8 protein-coding genes are annotated in these 17,128 nt (G+C 46.0%); all 8 read left to right on the top strand.

The window, feature by feature from the left end; all coding sequences use genetic code 11:
- Positions 1-1,133: AAA-like domain-containing protein (locus tag DXZ20_RS01710; RefSeq protein ID WP_163696026.1), on the top strand; the 1,133-nt coding region annotated here is incomplete at its 5' end.
- Positions 1,134-1,410: 277 nt separating this feature from the next.
- Positions 1,411-3,582: a mechanosensitive ion channel domain-containing protein gene (locus DXZ20_RS01715; protein WP_163696028.1), complete on the top strand. Its 2,172-nt coding sequence runs from the start codon at positions 1,411-1,413 to the stop codon at positions 3,580-3,582.
- Positions 3,583-4,156: 574 nt separating this feature from the next.
- Complete coding sequence (locus tag DXZ20_RS01720; RefSeq protein WP_163696029.1) at positions 4,157-11,317, top strand: non-ribosomal peptide synthetase; 7,161 nt, start codon at positions 4,157-4,159, stop codon at positions 11,315-11,317.
- Between the two features lie 150 nt (positions 11,318-11,467).
- Positions 11,468-12,232 (top strand): hypothetical protein, encoded by a 765-nt coding sequence (locus DXZ20_RS01725; RefSeq protein WP_163696031.1) that lies wholly within the window; start codon positions 11,468-11,470, stop codon positions 12,230-12,232.
- A gap of 45 nt (positions 12,233-12,277) precedes the next feature.
- On the top strand, positions 12,278-13,489 hold the full coding sequence (locus tag DXZ20_RS01730) for a TauD/TfdA family dioxygenase (protein ID WP_163696034.1): 1,212 nt from the start codon (positions 12,278-12,280) through the stop codon (positions 13,487-13,489).
- Between the two features lie 348 nt (positions 13,490-13,837).
- Complete coding sequence (locus tag DXZ20_RS01735) at positions 13,838-14,959, top strand: saccharopine dehydrogenase family protein (RefSeq protein ID WP_163696036.1); 1,122 nt, start codon at positions 13,838-13,840, stop codon at positions 14,957-14,959.
- Between the two features lie 66 nt (positions 14,960-15,025).
- Positions 15,026-15,628: a class I SAM-dependent DNA methyltransferase gene (locus DXZ20_RS01740; RefSeq protein WP_163696039.1), complete on the top strand. Its 603-nt coding sequence runs from the start codon at positions 15,026-15,028 to the stop codon at positions 15,626-15,628.
- A gap of 94 nt (positions 15,629-15,722) precedes the next feature.
- Positions 15,723-16,808, top strand: coding sequence for an alpha/beta hydrolase (locus DXZ20_RS01745; RefSeq protein ID WP_250565557.1), 1,086 nt, complete (start codon positions 15,723-15,725; stop codon positions 16,806-16,808).
- Positions 16,809-17,128 lie beyond the last annotated feature (320 nt).

Genomic DNA, 17,128 nt, shown 5'->3' on the forward strand with positions numbered 1-17,128 from the left:
GTTTGCTGTTTGTATTACGCGAATATCTAAAAACTGTCTCTATACCTTCAACGCCAGCTACAACGTCTACTACATCCCCAGCATTAAGTAAACAACTAGGTGCAAGCTCGATTCAACCACTATACCCATCTGGGCCGTTGCCACCGGGATCTCCACTGTATATTAAGCGTCTGCCCAGCGAAGACTTAGCCCATTCAGAGATCCAGCTTCCTGGTGGGTTTCTGCGCATTAAAGCACCTAGAAAAATGGGGAAAACGTCCCTGGTGTTTCGTCTGATACAATCCGCACACCAATACAGCTATCAGACGGTACATCTCGATTTGCAAACCGTTGATCAAGACATTTTTAGCAGCATTGACACATTCCTAAAATGGTTTTGCACCCAAACCAGTCGAGCCCTAAATCTACCACCCAAACTCGATGATTATTGGGATGCATCCATGGGACACAAGGTCAGCAGTGAACTCTATTATCAGGAGTATCTCCTAGAGAATAGAAAAACACCCATCGTACTAATTATTGGTGCGGCTGAGAGACTGATTGAGCATCCTAAAGTAGCCCAAGATTTTTTTCCACTATTACGCTCCTGGCATGAAAAAGCTCGATGGAACTTTCTTTGGCGTAACCTGCGTATCGTTATTGTTCATTCTACAGAAATTTACGTCCCATTAAAAATTAATCAATCGCCCTTTAATATTGGTCAAGCCATTAAATTGCCCAGATTTACGGCTGATCAAGTGGCCGAATTAGTTGCTCGCTATGGCCTAGAGCAGCGTAATAATACATTGGGGAAAGCCCTATTAGATTTGGTGGGAGGACACCCATATCTGGTCAATGTTTTTCTCTACCATCTTGTTACCCAGCCTACAGCTCTTACCAGCCTACTCAAAACAGCCTCGACCCCCTCTGGGATTTATGGCACTCATCTACGTAACTATCTAGCTCTTTTGAGAGTAGAACAAAATCTAGCTACCGCGTTTAAACAAGTGATCTCTTCTGAAGATGGCGTAGAACTAGATGCCGTTACTATGTATCGCCTAGAAAGTCTTGGGCTCATAACAGTCAAAGGCTGTCAGGCTGTCCCCAGTTGTGAAGTGTATCGCACATATTTTCAACAGCAGTTGAGTTTTTAAAGGTCAAATTCTTAAGTTATTTGTGCTCTATGTTACTTATTTATAGCTGGCAACCGACTTTTCCGTCTTTACTTTCCCCATCCGCTTTGATTAGATATGTGAGCCAGTCAAAAGAGGCGATCTGGTATTTTTTTAATCGAGAAATTTTTCGATCAGAGAATTAATCTACACCAGGTTTTTAATTACTCTAAGGTGTTAAGGTCAGATTCTTTTGGGTGCTCGCAGATAGCGAGTTTTGTGCTAGCAACAGTCTAACGTTCAAGGGATTTTTGAGATAATGCGTAGAGTTATTTTTGTCAGAATTCACGCAGTAATTGCAACGGGTATTATTGCGATCTTCTCGGTTTCTGGGTTCCCCGCCTTTTCTCAAGAAGCGGACGGTGAAACAGAATCTACCGAAGAGCAATCTATTTTAGTGGAATCCACCATCGTAGGAGATGTTGATCCAGCCACAGCGATTACGGTAGAAGATCTGACAATCCCGATTGATCAGCTTGAGTTATTTCTCAAACCCTTGACCCTGGAAGAATTACAGGTCGAAGCTGCCGCCTGGTTCTTAATCCTGAAAGATAAAGTTCAAGAAATTAGTCAGACCGAAATTGCCATCAAGCGCCAAAATGAGGCCATTGCCTCTCAGGAAGAAGCGGCCCAAGCGGTGACAGAGGCAGAAGCGGCTCTGGCTGAGGCGGAAGCAGCTCTGGCCGAAGCTTCGCCTGGGACCTCCGAATATGAGAAGGCCACCGAACAACTGGAAACCGCAAAGCAATCTCTTCAGGAAGCCAACCAGGCAGTTGAGAAAGCCGTTGAAACCGGTGACGACCTAGAGGAGAACGAAGCGCTACGGGAAACCCTGGAGGAAGCTGAGAGTGAGGAAGAGATTGCCACTGCTCGACAAATTCTAGAAGAGGCGAGAAATGAAAGAGATGACCTCACGGCTGGATCGGCGGCCTACGATGTGGCTACGGAGAGGATTGATGCCCTAGACCAGGCTCTCATTGACCTGGAATCAGCAGAGGAAGCACTAGAAGAAGCCGTTCCGGGCTCACCCGAACATCAGGAACTAACCGAAGCAGTTGAATCGGCAAGGGCGGCAGTAATGGAGGCTGCCGAGGCCATTTCTGAGGCAGGGTTAGCACCTGAGGAAGCCGCCGAGGAAGGAGCAATACAGTCTGAAGAGGCTGAATCAGCACTAGAGAAAATTGCTGCTGATATTGAATCGGCAGAAGAGCAGGCCGATGGGGATAACGTTGAGACTGAAGCACCTTCAGTGATCGAAGTGCAAGCCGGGGGGGATATAGACGCCGCCGATGCGGCAGAAAACTCTGGAGAGCAATTGGAAGGTGTGGCCGAGGAACTTGAGGCCGTGGCCGATGCCGAGTCAGATTTAAAAAATCAACTGGTCGTGAATGTCACCGCTTTGCAAGGGGAGCAAACTGGGCTTGTTGATCGCTTCACCGTGGTTTTAGATGCCCTAGATCAAAAGGGTGGCGATACCACTTCCTATCGGAAATACATTGACGCTGTCAGTGGTATTGAGCTTGACATTACTGATACTGAGGGGCTGGGCGTTCGACTAGTTAGCTGGTTGAGATCAGAAGAAGGGGGACTCCGCTGGGGGCTGAATCTTGCCAAATTTGTCGGCATTTTACTGGCCTCGGTGATCGTTTCTCGCTTACTCGCTAGAGTCATTGATCGCGTGCTTACTCGCATTGGTGGAACATCCAATCTATTTCGTGATTTTGCCGTCATGGTGGTTCAACGCGGTGTGCTGGTGACCGGTGCGCTGCTGGCACTGGCATCACTAGGGGTGAGCTTAGGTCCAATTTTGGCACTGGTTGGGGGTGCGAGTTTTGTATTAGCTTTTGCGCTCCAAAGCAATTTAGGCAATTTTGCCAGTGGGCTCATGCTGCTGGTGAATAAACCCTTTGATGTGGGTGATGAAGTGAAAGTTGCTGGATACTGGGCGTATGTAGACTCGATTTCCCTAGCCAGTACCAAGCTGAAAGCCTTTAATGGCAGTGTAGTAACTTTACCGAATAATACCGTTTGGGGCGGTGACATCATTAACTTCACCCATTCAGACATTCGGAAGCAGATGATTTACATCTATGTCAAGTTCACCCAGGATCTGGACAAGATCTACCAGATGTGGATAGAGCTTGCTGCCTCGCATCCACAAGTTTTAGAGGATCCTGCACCGGGTTGGTTTCCCTGGAATGGCCATTACGATTACCACATTTGTGTCGGCTTGTCGGCATGGACTAAAACAGATGTCTATTGGACTGTGTATATTGAATTGTTGAAAGAGTTGCAAATACGACTTGACAAGATGGGTATTGAGTTAGCAGCTCCTGTTCAAGAAATTAAGTTTGGCCAGAGTGCTGCTGACACAATGGCAACTCAACTATCATCTGCTGTAGCCAGTCAACTACCGTCCACACAACCATGAAGCTAATGGCTTGTGATGAATGAAAAGGTTCTCCTAAGTCAATAATGGTTGGCACAATTAGTGGGATCACGGCACCTGTTTTGACCCATGAAATGAAAACCTTCCTCTGAAAAGACTACTGGAACTTCTATCAGAAATATGGGAAAGAACCTTACCCTATAGAGTTCGTTAAAAAAGCGGCCAAAGCCCTTGATAACCTTCAAGAAGTGCTTGAGGCAGAGGGGGCATTATCCGACGACCAGAACCGGTCGATTATGCTGATCATGTTTTCAAAACCCCTTATTTTGAGTCGGCCGGGTTCTTTAACGCCGATGCCAGAGATGTCTTACTTGTCGACGGCGACAAGATCATTGAGGTGCCCATGTCTCAGCGATGTCGATATTTCAAGTTCTTGCGTTATCGACCGATGGGGTCTCACTAGAAGCTGTAAATTCTCTCATAGAGTATATGCATACATTTGCCAAAACAATTCATAGTTTTGCCTGATGGGCGGATAAGGAGTCTTCAATCATGGTGAATGTGGATGCAGTCCAGAAGATTTTTTCCCTCAGTTTTTAAGTAGAGGAAGTTATATATGTTGATGGAGAAAATTTTAGAGCAATGTCGTCTACTGCTGCCCTGGAACGATACTGTCATAGAGTCTCCAGATTATCCGTGTATCCATCAATTGTTTGAATCTCAGGTGGAACGGACTCCTGATGCAATAGCAGTGGTATTCGAGGAGCAATATCTCACCTATCGAGAGTTGAACAATCGTGCTAACCAACTTGCACACTATTTGCAAGGGCTGGGGGTAGGGCCAGACGTGTTAGTGGGGCTTTGTATCGAGCGCTCTTTAGACATGGTGATCGCCATGTTGGGGATCCTGAAAGCAGGGGGCGCTTATGTGCCCTTAGACCCTGTATATCCAAGTGAGCGTTTAGCCTATATGTTGGCTAACTCGCAAGCATCGGTGTTGTTGACTCAAACCCAATTCCTGGAACGGCTGCCCGATGGTGAAGCGCAGGTTATTTGTATAGAGACCCATAGGCAAGCAATCTCAACCCAAAGCGATCGCAATCTCCCCAATTGTACGATCCCAAATAATTTGGCTTATGTCATCTACACCTCCGGTTCTACGGGAAAGCCAAAAGGTGTGATGATGGAGCATGGTGCCCTAGTCAATCTAATCTGTTGGCAGCTAGAACAGACAACCCTGTCTCAAAATGCCAAAACCCTGCAATTTTCTCCTGTTAGCTTTGATGTCTCTTTCCAGGAGATTTTCACCACTTTGTGTGGAGGTGGGACGCTAGTTTTAATTTCAGAGGAAGTGCGACGAGATCCCGTAGCCTTGTTGCATTTATTGACAGATAGAGAAATAGAAAGACTATTTCTGCCCTTTGTTGCCTTGCAGCAACTTGCCGAAGTCGCAAAGAGTTTTGAGGTGTTACCGAGGCACTTGGGAGAGATCATTACGGCGGGGGAACAGTTGCAGGTCACTGAGGCGATTGTTTCCTTTTTCGCAAAATTGCCGAATTGTACACTCCACAATCAATACGGTCCTTCAGAAACCCATGTGACAACAGCCTTTACACTGCAAGGTTTACCCCAGGATTGGTCAACCTTGCCACCCATTGGTTGTACCATCAACAATACTGAGGTTCACCTGCTAGATGAGTCCCTACAGCCTGTTCCCATGGGTGTGGCCGGGGAGCTATATGTGGGGGGAGCCTGTTTGGCGCGGGGCTATATCAATCGAGAGGACCTCACCCATGAAAGATTTATTCCGAACCCCTTCAGTCCAGAATTTTCTCCCCGTCTATACAAAACCGGCGACTTAGCCCGTTACCTAATCGATGGCAACATTCAATTTCTCGGTCGCATCGATGCTCAAGTAAAAATTCGTGGCTATCGCATTGAACTTGGAGAGCTTGAGGTGGTGTTGAGCCAATATCCAACGGTGAAACAAGCTGCAGTGGTCGCTCGGGAGGATAGTCCAGGGGGCAAACGCTTGATTGCTTATGTGGTGCCGGTTGCTGAAGGAGCAGAATCGCCAAAGTTAGAGGGTCACATTGAGACAGAGCAAGTTCAGCAATGGGAAAAAATTTGGGACGAAGCGTACGGGCAGCCTGCAGATGATTGGGAGTCAGGCTTTCACATTGGTGGTTGGTACGATACCTACACTGGAAAAGCTCTACCAGAACCACAGGTACGGGAATGGGTTGACTTTACAGTCAAACGGATTCTATCCCTAAATCCTCAGCGAGTATTGGAAATTGGCTGCGGTACAGGGTTGCTGTTATTCCAGATTGCGCCCCATTGCCAGGATTACTGCGGTACTGACATTGCATCCGAAGGGCTTAACTATATTGAGCATCAGATTCAAGATAGCCCTTTAGAGGCATCGGTAACCCTGCATCACAGTGCAGCGGATGAACTTGAGGGCATGGCTGTCGACTCCTTTGATACGGTGGTGATTAACGGAGTTGTCCAGTTTTTCCCCAATGCATATTACCTGGTGCGCGTGGTTGAACGAGTTGTCCAGTTAGTGCAACCGGGCGGCACGATTTTTATTGGGGATGTGGAGAGCTTTCCCTTGCTGGAGGCTTTCCACACATCGGTGCAACGGACGCAAGCGTCCGCCTCTTTATCGACAGTGGCACTGCGCGATCGCATTCAAAAGCACACGGCACAAACTCAAAAACTTGCGATCGCACCAGAATTCTTTGTGGCCCTTAAAGAGCACTTGCCTCAAATTAGCCATGTGGAAATTCAACTTAAGCGGGGACATTATCAAAATGAACTAACTCGCTTCCGTTACGATGTGGTTTTGCACCTAGGCAAAAAAGTCTCTCCTCCCACCCCTTCTCCCATTTCTCTCAATTGGCAGCAGGATAATTTAACGGCAGCGACCGTTCGCCAGCAGCTGATAGAAACCTCCCCAGAGATACTCGTTGTCACCCATGTGCCTAATGCCAGAATTTGGGCAGATGTGAAGGCAATGGAACTATTAGCCAATCCCGATTGTCCTGAAACCGTAGGAGACCTGCGCCAACAGATTTCTCCAGAGGGGATTGAACCAGAAGACTGGTGGGCATGGCAGTCTGAGGTCCCTTATCGGATTAACATTAGCGGGTCTGGTGATGGGGGCGAAGCTTACTATGATGTGGTGTTCGTGCGCAACGATATCAACATCATTGCAGACAGTACAATCATTTCCCCTCCACAAAGCGGACTTCAACATTGGAGTACTTATACCAATCAGCCATATATTGGCTTCAAACCCAGTCAATTAATTCCTCAATTACGGGATTTTCTCACAGAAAAGCTGCCGGATTATATGATGCCCTCGGCATTTGTCATGCTAGACACATTGCCCCTGACGCCTAGCGGAAAGGTAGATCGACGGGCCTTACCGGCCCCCGATAGATCTCGTCCGATTCTGGATGTAGAGCTAGTGGCACCGCGAACACCCACAGAAGAAATTCTCTCAGGCATTTGGACAGAAGTTTTGAACCTCAATGAGATAGGAGTATCTGATAACTTCTTTCTCTTGGGAGGGGACTCTATTCAGGCAACTCAACTGATTTCACGGGTACGGGATACATTCAAAATTGAACTGTCGCTGCATCGGTTGTTTGAATCCCCAACAGTGGCGGAACTTAGTGAAGATATTTTAGGCGCAAGGTGCCAGCAACTCACTGCAATCAAACCTATTCCACGGGGGGGAGATTTACCCCTATCGTTTGCCGAGCAACGATTATGGTTTTTAGATCAACTGCAAGAAGGCAGCACAACTTATAACGAACAAGAAGCGTTACGTCTGACCGGTTCACTGCAGATAGAAGCGCTACAGAGCGCGATGCAAGAAATCGTCTGCCGTCATGAGATATTACGCACTAATTTTCAGGCTGTGGATGGCTCGACCGTGCGGGTGATTCGCTCTGAATTAGACTTAAAGATGTCCATTGTTGATTTACAGCAATTGCCAACGGACAAACAACTCGCGCAAGTGCAACAGTTGGGTAAGCAAGAAATTCAGAAACCCTTTGATCTCGCCACCGATTCCCTACTGCGAGTGACTTTATTGCAGTTGGCGACCCATGATTATGTGCTGTTGCTCACCATGCACCACATTATTACGGATGGTTGGTCAACAGGGGTATTTTGCCATGAATTGGCAGCACTCTATGGAGCATTTGTTCAAGGGAAACCGTCACCGTTACCCCCACTGCCCATCCAATATGCAGACTTTGCTGGCTGGCAGAGACAACCTACAACTGCTGAAGTCCTAGCACCTCAACTGGATTACTGGAAACAACAGTTAGCAGGAGTGCCACCTCTCTTAGAACTGCCCACAGACTGCCCTCGTAAAACAGTGCAGACTTCCCAAGGGGGCAAAGATTTTTTTGAGTTCGGGCTCGAACTCACGGAACAACTCAAGCGTCTGAGTCAAGAAAATGGCGTGACGCTATTTATGACGCTATTGGCCGCATTTAGCACTTTACTGTATCGCTATAGCAACCAAGCCGATATTCTTGTGGGCACGCCCATTGCTAACCGCAACCGCAGCGAACTAGAAGGACTCATGGGCTTTTTTGTGAATACGCTGGTGTTGCGATCGCGCTTTGAAGCCAATCCCACTTTCGCTGAGTTATTGGATCAGGTGCGGCAGACTTCTTTGGATGCTTACGCTCACCAGGATGTTCCGTTTGAGCAGTTGGTGGAGGCCTTACAACCGGAACGCAGCCTCAGCTACACACCCATATTTCAGGTGATGTTTGCCCTGCAAAATGCGCCGATGGCCACTCTGGAGTTACCGGAAGTGAGTTTCAACTGGCTGCCCCTCGAAAATGCCAGAGCCCCGTTTGATTTGTTCTTGTCCATGGAGGAGACAGAAACAGGGTTGAGTGGATATTGGGAATATAATCGCGATTTATTTGAGGCAGCCACCATCCGTCGGGCCATTGGGCATTTTCAGACGTTGCTTGCAGCGCTCGTGGCTAAGCCCCAAATGGGCGTTGACGAACTGCCCTTGTTGACCGCAGCAGAACGCCATCAGGTGCTCGTCGAGTGGAATAATACCCAAGCTGAATATCCCCAAGATAAATGCATTCATCAATTGTTTGAAGAACAGGTGAAACGCAGCCCGGATGCCGTGGCAGTCGTTTTTGGAAACGAACAACTGACTTATCAGGAGTTGAACAATCGCGCCAACCAACTCGCCCATTACTTGCAAAGCTTGGGCGTTGGGCCAGAGGTCTTGGTGGGGATTTACATCGAGCGATCCCTCGAAATGGTGGTGGGATTGTTAGGCATTCTCAAAGCGGGTGGGGCTTATGTGCCGTTAGACCCCAATTATCCATCCGAGCGCCTCGCCTATATCGTTGATAACTCCCAGGCAACGGCCCTAGTCACCACCCATCAACTAGCCGCCCAATTGCCTTGCTTACCCAAGCACCTCATCTGTTTAGATGATGATGACTGGGACGTGATCTCTACCCACCGCACAGATAATCTCCAATCCAATGTCCAACCGGATAACTTGGCCTATGTGATCTATACCTCCGGCTCTACTGGAAATCCCAAAGGCGTAGAAATCTGCCATCAATCTCTTGTTAACTTTCTCTGTTCAATGGGAGTTACCCCAGGTTTAACCGATGCTGATGTGGTCTTAGCGGTCACGACCCTCTGTTTTGATATTGCTGCCCTAGAGATTTACTTACCGCTCATCGTCGGCGCAAAAACGGTTGTCGCCAGTCGAGACGTCGCTGCTGATGGCAAACAACTGGCAGTAGAATTGGAACACTCTGGTGCGACGGTGATGCAAGCCACCCCAGCAACCTGGCAGATGCTGCTGGCGGTTGGTTGGCAGGGTAAGCGATCGTTGAAAATCATCTGTGGTGGCGAAGCCTTATCGATGCAACTCGCCGCTAACCTGGGAGAAAAAGGGGCTTCTGTGTGGAACCTATACGGCCCTACGGAAGCGACCGTGTGGTCAACGGTTTGTCCAGTGAGTACCTTAGATACAATAGCGCATCACCAAGATGTCTCAGTCTCGATCGGGACTGCGATCGCAAACACTCAAACCTATATTCTCGATCGCCATCGCCAACCCGTCCCCATCGGTGTACCAGGAGAACTCCATATTGGCGGTACAGGGTTAGCCCGAGGTTATCTTAACCGTCCCGAATTAACTGCAGCCAAGTTCATCCCCAATCCCTTTTTCAGTTCAGAATTCAAAACTCAAAAATCAAAAGAAGAACGTCTTTATAAAACTGGAGACTTAGCCCGTTATCTCCCCGATGGCCACATTGAATTTATCGGACGCATCGACAACCAGGTAAAAATCCGAGGCTTTCGCATCGAACTCGGAGAAATTGAAGCCACCTTCGCCCAATACCCAGAAGTGCAGGAAGTTGTGGTGATTGCCAGGGAAGATTCTCCAGGGAATAAGCGCCTTGTTGCCTATGTCGTTGCCAAAGAAGAAGTAACGTCGTCTGATTTGCGTGGTTTCTTGAAAAGCAAGCTACCCGACTACATGGTGCCTTCTGCTTTCGTCTTTTTAGAGAAAATCCCTCTAACGCCCAATGGCAAACGCGATCGCCAGGCCCTACCTGCACCTGATGCTGACGATATCTCCGATCGGTCTGATTTTATCCCCCCCCGCAACTCAGCAGAACTGCAACTAGCTCAAATTTGGTCGGAGGTTCTCAATATCAGTGCTGTTGGCGTCACAGACAATTTCTTTGATTTGGGAGGGCATTCCCTACTAGCCGTGCGCTTAATGGCTCGTATCGAACAGCAGTTGGGCATTCATCTACCATTGACAACACTGTTTACCGAACCCACCATTGAAAGCCAAGCCACTTTGCTGAACTCTTATAACGATGTTCGATCCTCTTCTCCTTTGGTCCCCATTCAACCGTCAGGAGAGTTGCCACCCTTATTCTGCGTGCATCCCATTGGCGGCAATGTTCTCTGCTATGCAGAATTAGCCCGTCATCTGGGTAACAATCAACCGCTCTATGGCTTGCAGTCTTCGGGGTTATCTGGTGAGTCAGACCCCTTAGCCAAAATCGAGGAAATGGCGGTAACCTATATCAAAGCCTTGCAGGAAATTCAGCCCAATGGCCCATATTATTTGGGAGGGTGGTCCATGGGAGGTGTCATTGCAATGGAAATGGCACAGCAATTGCAAAATGCTGGGCAAATAGTGGCGCTCGTCGCTTTAATCGATAGCTATGCCCCTAGTACCATGACCGACCTAGACTCCACGGATGAAGTCTCTTTAGCCAATTCTCTAGTAGCGGATTTAAGCGGTTTACTGGAAACCGAACTGTCCCTGGCACAGTTTAATCTGATGCAACTCCAGCCTCAAGAAAAATTACAGCACATCTTCTCCGTAGCCAAACGTCTGCATCTTTTACCGCCGGGGGTTGGTATGGAGCAAATGGAGCAGTTGTTTCATGTTTTCAAAGCCAACCGAGTTGCCCTAGGGAACCATCAGCCCCAGCCTTATTCGGGGCGGGTTGTCTTATTTTGTGCGAGTTCCTCGGCAGAGCAAGGCCGAGGTTGGCGTTCAATTATCACCGGTCAGTTTGAAACTAACACGATTGAGGGCGACCATTACGAGATCATGAGATCGCCCCATATCCAGGTTCTCGCTAAAGAACTGACTGCTTATCTGCATCAATGCCACCACGGCGTTGATAAATCCTTAGAGTTAACTAAAAATAAGAATTTATGGAGATAATACAGTAATGAAATATGTGATTTGTAGTTATATTGAGATGAAGACATACACGAATAAACTTAATTCCAGTTAGATAGATTCTCCTCTTATGAATTATTATCGCTTAGGTTTCAATCTTGTACTGTAGTACTGAGAATCTCTAATGCAACTATGACACTAGAAACGAAGATATCAAATCCAAAAGCATCTTTTAACGAGTATTATCATCTTTACTCACCTCAACCCTACGTTCAGGCACTATTAAAGGAAACTCAATACACGCTTCCTTTTGATGCAATGCAAATTGTAAGCAGTCACCTTAAACAGTTAGATTACTTTGAGAATTTGAATGTTTTATTTCTTGGTAGCGGCCATGGCACAGAAGTTGCCGCTTTAAAGTATGGCTATAGCTATGAAAAAATTCTGCAGCATTGGTTGGCTAGTGATCCTAAAAAGCATATCTTTTCAGAGGGCAACTCTAACTTGACCATCACAATGGTAGATATTAATGAGGCTCCTTTGCGTTTTGCCTATGATGTGGGGCTATGTCAACATTTCCACATATGCGATCTAACAAATCCATGGCCAGAGAAACTATCCACCGTTGTTAAAAATGACACTGATTTACTAGTTTGTGTAGGGGCTACAACCTATATAGGACTCGATAACTTTAAGCACCTTATCAAACTGATAGGAGAAAGTAATGTAAAGCATTTTTATTTTTCTTTAGCTAGTTTTATTTGTGACTCCTTTTTAGAAATCTTTGATGACTCTCATCTACATTTGCGGAAGCTTGGTCATGTTCGTCAGCGTAATTATAAAAATGACGAAGAACGGCTAAAAATCATATCAAATCTCAAGCTTCAAAATAGATACTACAATGCTGATGAGGATGGTTTAACCGCTTCGATATATATTGCGAGTCAAATTCCCTAACGTTATTTCTGGGTTCATACACTAGATAACTGAATATCCTGCGATATGAAATTAGCAAGCCTTTGTTCAAAGCATCCTTGGAATCTTATTTTACATCAACAAGATTTGGAAAATTCTGATGTTTTTGAGACCCTTAAGCAGCTCCATATTTCAGGTGAGATACAACCAGGGGATAAAATATCCTCTTATGACAAGGTTTCGCTTAATATTTTAGAGCAATTAGCTAAATTATTTCCTGGAGAGTATCGGTTGAGTGAACAAAGCCTATTGAACCAGAATGTTTGTCAGCAAGTACTTAGAGTATCACCTCCAGTTACTAGCAATACATTTGCAGAGCTCCCAATGTCAAGGGATCAACTAGATAAAGAATTAAGTGAGCATGGATATGCCCTATTTAGAGCAGATCAACCTTTTGATGAGAAGAAAATTACCGAATTAATTGGTGGAAAAGACAAGCTTATTAGCTATAAGCATGGTCTTAACGCACGAAATCAGGTTCCTCACTCAATTTTTTCCTATGTTACTCCCTGGTCACATAAGGAAGAAATACTGCCGCATAATGAACTAAGTCACCATACGGAATTCCCAAAATATGTTTGCTTTATGTGCAAACAACCTGCTCAGCATGGAGGAGAAACAACAATATATGATTGTGAACAAGCCTTCAAAAACCTGTCATCTACTTGCCAGCAAGAAATAAGAGGGAGGAATGTCGTCTTTGTAAGAAAACATGTCGAACAAAGAGATCATGAAGAGTATGACTCTAGTTGGCAAGATATTTCAGCTAGAAGTAGTCAAGATGCGATCGCTCATTGGGAAAATTTAGGCTACACCTGTCTTTTATATCAAGAAGATTACAACGGAACACCGATCGACGTTTTAGAAACTCAACTCGAACGTCCATTTGTCTATCATTATCAAGGCAGAACTTGTTTAAATGCGTCTGTGGTAGGTGCAGCGGCTTACTGGTATCGTCAGGTAATGGGCGATAAGAAGCCACAGCTGTCACTGCAATGGAGTGACAGAAAACCTCTGCCTGAAAAACTGCTCCATGAAATGGAAGATGCTGTTAAGTTGGCACGAATTTTCTATTTTGATAGATGGAGAGAGAACGATTTATTGATTTTAGATAATCTTAGAGTTGCCCATGGACGTCTTCCTTTTCTAGGTGATCGCTTAGTGGGAATTTTAATGGGGACAAAAGCAAGATTCAAATTTCAAGTAAATGAGTGGATTGTTGAAGAAACCTATAACTAGAGTTTGCTGTTGAAGCCTAGCCTTCATACTCAGCAAGGGTCTCACTTAGGCGGCGAGTTTTCAAGAGATCTGCTGATTCACTAATCTCGATTTTGAGGACACCGGCCATGATGGATTCCCAAGATACTCTAATGATCCCCTTATTTATAGCCCATTCTATGGGAATTAAAATAAGCCGAGTGTTTTATGTCATATCCCTCTTTTACCACTCCGGCTAGATAAAAATTAAGCTGAGAGTAATCCTGATTATTCTCAAATATATGTCTACCTCCAGAAATGCCCATCCACCATTAGATTTGTAGCAAATTCTTCTCTGATTTCTATAGGAAACGCCTGAATAAGAACGCTATGCATCATGTCACTATCTTAGGATCTGGAAAAATCGGATCCGCGATCGCTAAGCTCCTACATCGAAGCAATGATTACAACGTGCTGGTTGGCGATATTGATAGTCAATCCTTAGATCATTTATCTGCGCTAGTGCCAGTTAACACATCCGTTATTGATGTCACTGATGAAGCTGCGATCGCGGAAAAGTTAGAGAATCAAGATTGTGTTGTTTCTGCTTGTCCCTATTGGGTCAATCCAGGAATTTCCCGTGCCGCAGCAAAAGCTGGGGTCAGCTATTTCGACCTAACCGAAGATATCGCAACCACCAATGCCATTCGGACTGTTGCTGAGATGAGTTCTGATGGCTTGGTCTTTGTGCCCCAATGTGGTCTAGCTCCAGGATTTATTAGTATCCTTGCCCATCATCTGTGCAGCTACTTTGAGAGGCTTGACGAGGTCAAAATGCGGGTTGGTGCTCTGCCGCAATATCCCTCCAATAAGATGAAGTACAACCTTACCTGGTCTACAAAGGGGCTCATTAACGAATATTGTAACCCTTGTGATGCTATTCGCAACGGTCATAAAATCGAAGCGATTCCCTTGGAAGAGGTGGAGTATTTCTCCCTAGATGGCATCAATTACGAAGCGTTTAATACGTCTGGTGGGCTAGGAACTCTGTGCGAGACTCTCGATGGCAAGGTGCGTACTCTTAATTACAAAACTGTACGCTATCAGGGCCATCGAGATCTCATGGCCTTTTTAATCAACGAATTACGTTTAAGCGATCAACGTGACCTACTTAAAGAAATTTTTGAACGTGCCATTCCCACGACTCAGCAAGATGTAGTAGTTAGCTTCTGCACCATTAGTGGCTGGCGTAACGGTCGTTTCGAACAAATCAGCGATGCCCGCAAGATCTACCCGCTGAATTTATATGGAGAAACCCTGAGTTCTATCCAGATCTCAACAGCTGCCTCTCTTTGTGCAGTCGTGGATATGTATCTCAATGGCAAAATTCTCCAAAGTGGTTTCGTAAAACAAGAGCAAATCAATCTAGATGATTTTCTCGCAAACCGTTTTGGTCGTTACTACATCGAGACCAGCAAGATGTCCCAAAATCCCATGCTTTACATTGATTAGAAAACTAGAAAAGGCACAAATAATATCAAGTTAACAACTTTCAGATAGTGAATATTGATGAGGGAAATGCCTGAAACACTACCCAATGAGTGGTTGAAATGGATTTGCTCTAGCCAGAATCCAAATGAGCTACGTAGGAACTACGATCAGTGGGCCGCTACCTATGAAATCGATGTTAGTAGTGTATGGAAACCAGTTCCATTAGCCGCTGCTCTCATGCTTTCAGAGCAGATAAGCAAGAAACGAGGCGTGATCTTGGATGTTGGGGTTGGTACAGGTCTGGTGGGTATGGCCTTGGCAGAATTGGGATTCGACAATTTGATAGGTATTGATATCTCGCCTGGGATGTTAGAACAAGCCGCTGAAAAAAGGATATATCGTTCCTTGATTTGCTGCGCCATCGGTGATGAACGATTCGGGGATCTAGAGCGGGTAAATGGCATTATTGCCACAGGTGTCTTTGCTGAAACTCATGCTGGTTCAGCGGAACTCAGGGTATTGCAAGAAAGGATTGAGCCTGAAGGTATCTTGGTTTTCACTGCACGTCGGAGCTTTCTGTCTAAACTCCAGGGCGTCCTTGATCAGCCAGGTTGGACGCTGATTGATACTAAAGTGATGCCGATTTATGACGATCCGGTGCATGTTCTCGCCTATAGAATTTACGCTTAATTTAAGGTGGAATGTGAGAGATTGCCTAGGCCAATACTCGATGTCTATGCACACAGCACGACTAGAGCGTAAAACAAAATCATCTTTGTGAACAATGAGTTCAGAATTGCAAAAACTCGAATGCATTAATCAGGAACTGGAAAAGCTCGGTGATATTGACCGTCATCAGTTATTGGAAATGAACGTGCTTCGAGAGAGCCAAGAGTTGGTTCATCGAGTCGGGGCAACCCATGGGGTTGGTCAACAATTACCATTCACAAAGCTATACTTACCAATGGCTTTCACAGGTATCTTAGAACCCAAGAAGTCAGTCAATGAAACCCATCGCGCCATCCAAATTCTGTTACCAGGCACAGGCACCACGTTCTCTGTAGCTGAGACACTCTGTGATGTTGCAGGAACCTTTCATGGGCGCAAAAGCAAGAACCGTGGAGGGGGGCGCAAAAGTAACCAAAGTTTGCTAACTCAATTACTGCCCGGGGATGAAACGTTCCGTGTGGCCTCTTTTCCCACTGATCTACCACTGAATGGCATGGGGTCGGATGCCCCATTTGAATTTGCTAGTAAGCAGGGACTGATGACGGTAATGCGTCATGTGCATCTTGTATTGTCAAGACTTTATCCCGATCGACCAGTTTTTATGGCTGGACGTAGCCAAGGCGGTATAGCGGCTATTTTGTATGCTCAGCATTATGAGGATCTAGCTGGGGCAATTGCGATCAATCCGCCCCATCCCGATCCTGAACTATTTCGATTCACTGTTCAATACTTAGAGGATAAGGCCAATGTTTTGGCTGATCTCCTCCATGCTCCAGGGGTGACCCTACATGATCGGAGTTGGAAAGCATACAAGACTTTTACGCCTTCTTTTGACTATCCATCTATGCGATCGCTATCGCCAATCTTGACGCTGGTTAGCTTGGGCGATCCGTTTAACTTGTTTCCCCAGTACGCTCATGCACTGAAAGCATTTTCCGACAATGACGAAAAAAACCAGTTGCACATCCTTGATGCAGGACATAATCTTTGGGATAGAAAATCAACCGATATGTATCGAGAGGTCATTAATTTGCAAGCCCAATTCATGGTAGATCAAATGAGTGAAGTGGGGAAAAATCAGGCTCTTCCGGTCCGGCCTAGATATGGGAAAGAGTTCCTGAGCGCGAGAAATATGGAGTAGTGAATTTTAGTAAAGGATAGAGAAAAAGTCGGGGTCTTCTCTTTGTGCCATCTTCTTTCTGACTGAGCGGTTGCACTCATGTCTGTACACAGCAGGCAATGATTGCCACAAGGATGGGGGAGTTTCGTGTTTTCAAAAAAAGTCTGCGCAACCATAAACGTATCATCTCTTGATTAAAACCAGAGAAGATTATGCTGAGATCTTGCACCTGGCAAGGCAGCATTAACCCGCATTGGACTCAAAGTCGCAAGGCTAACTGGCTCAAAACCGCTCAAGCGGTTAAAGAATCCCTAAAAGCTCTATATTTAGAGCTGCCCAGC

This window comes from Adonisia turfae CCMR0081 (assembly GCF_011009555.1).
In the GTDB taxonomy this organism is placed as follows: domain Bacteria; phylum Cyanobacteriota; class Cyanobacteriia; order Phormidesmidales; family Phormidesmidaceae; genus Leptothoe; species Leptothoe turfae.

What these genes read in the sequence shown, in the direction of transcription:
- DXZ20_RS01715 (WP_163696028.1), top strand. Translation starts at nt 1,411, where the DNA reads ATGCGTAGAGTTATTTTTGTCAGAATTCACGCAGTAATTGCAACGGGT.
- DXZ20_RS01720 (WP_163696029.1), top strand. Translation starts at nt 4,157, where the DNA reads ATGTTGATGGAGAAAATTTTAGAGCAATGTCGTCTACTGCTGCCCTGG.
- DXZ20_RS01725 (WP_163696031.1), top strand. Translation starts at nt 11,468, where the DNA reads ATGACACTAGAAACGAAGATATCAAATCCAAAAGCATCTTTTAACGAG.
- DXZ20_RS01730 (WP_163696034.1), top strand. Translation starts at nt 12,278, where the DNA reads ATGAAATTAGCAAGCCTTTGTTCAAAGCATCCTTGGAATCTTATTTTA.
- DXZ20_RS01735 (WP_163696036.1), top strand. Translation starts at nt 13,838, where the DNA reads ATGCATCATGTCACTATCTTAGGATCTGGAAAAATCGGATCCGCGATC.
- DXZ20_RS01740 (WP_163696039.1), top strand. Translation starts at nt 15,026, where the DNA reads ATGCCTGAAACACTACCCAATGAGTGGTTGAAATGGATTTGCTCTAGC.
- DXZ20_RS01745 (WP_250565557.1), top strand. Translation starts at nt 15,723, where the DNA reads ATGAGTTCAGAATTGCAAAAACTCGAATGCATTAATCAGGAACTGGAA.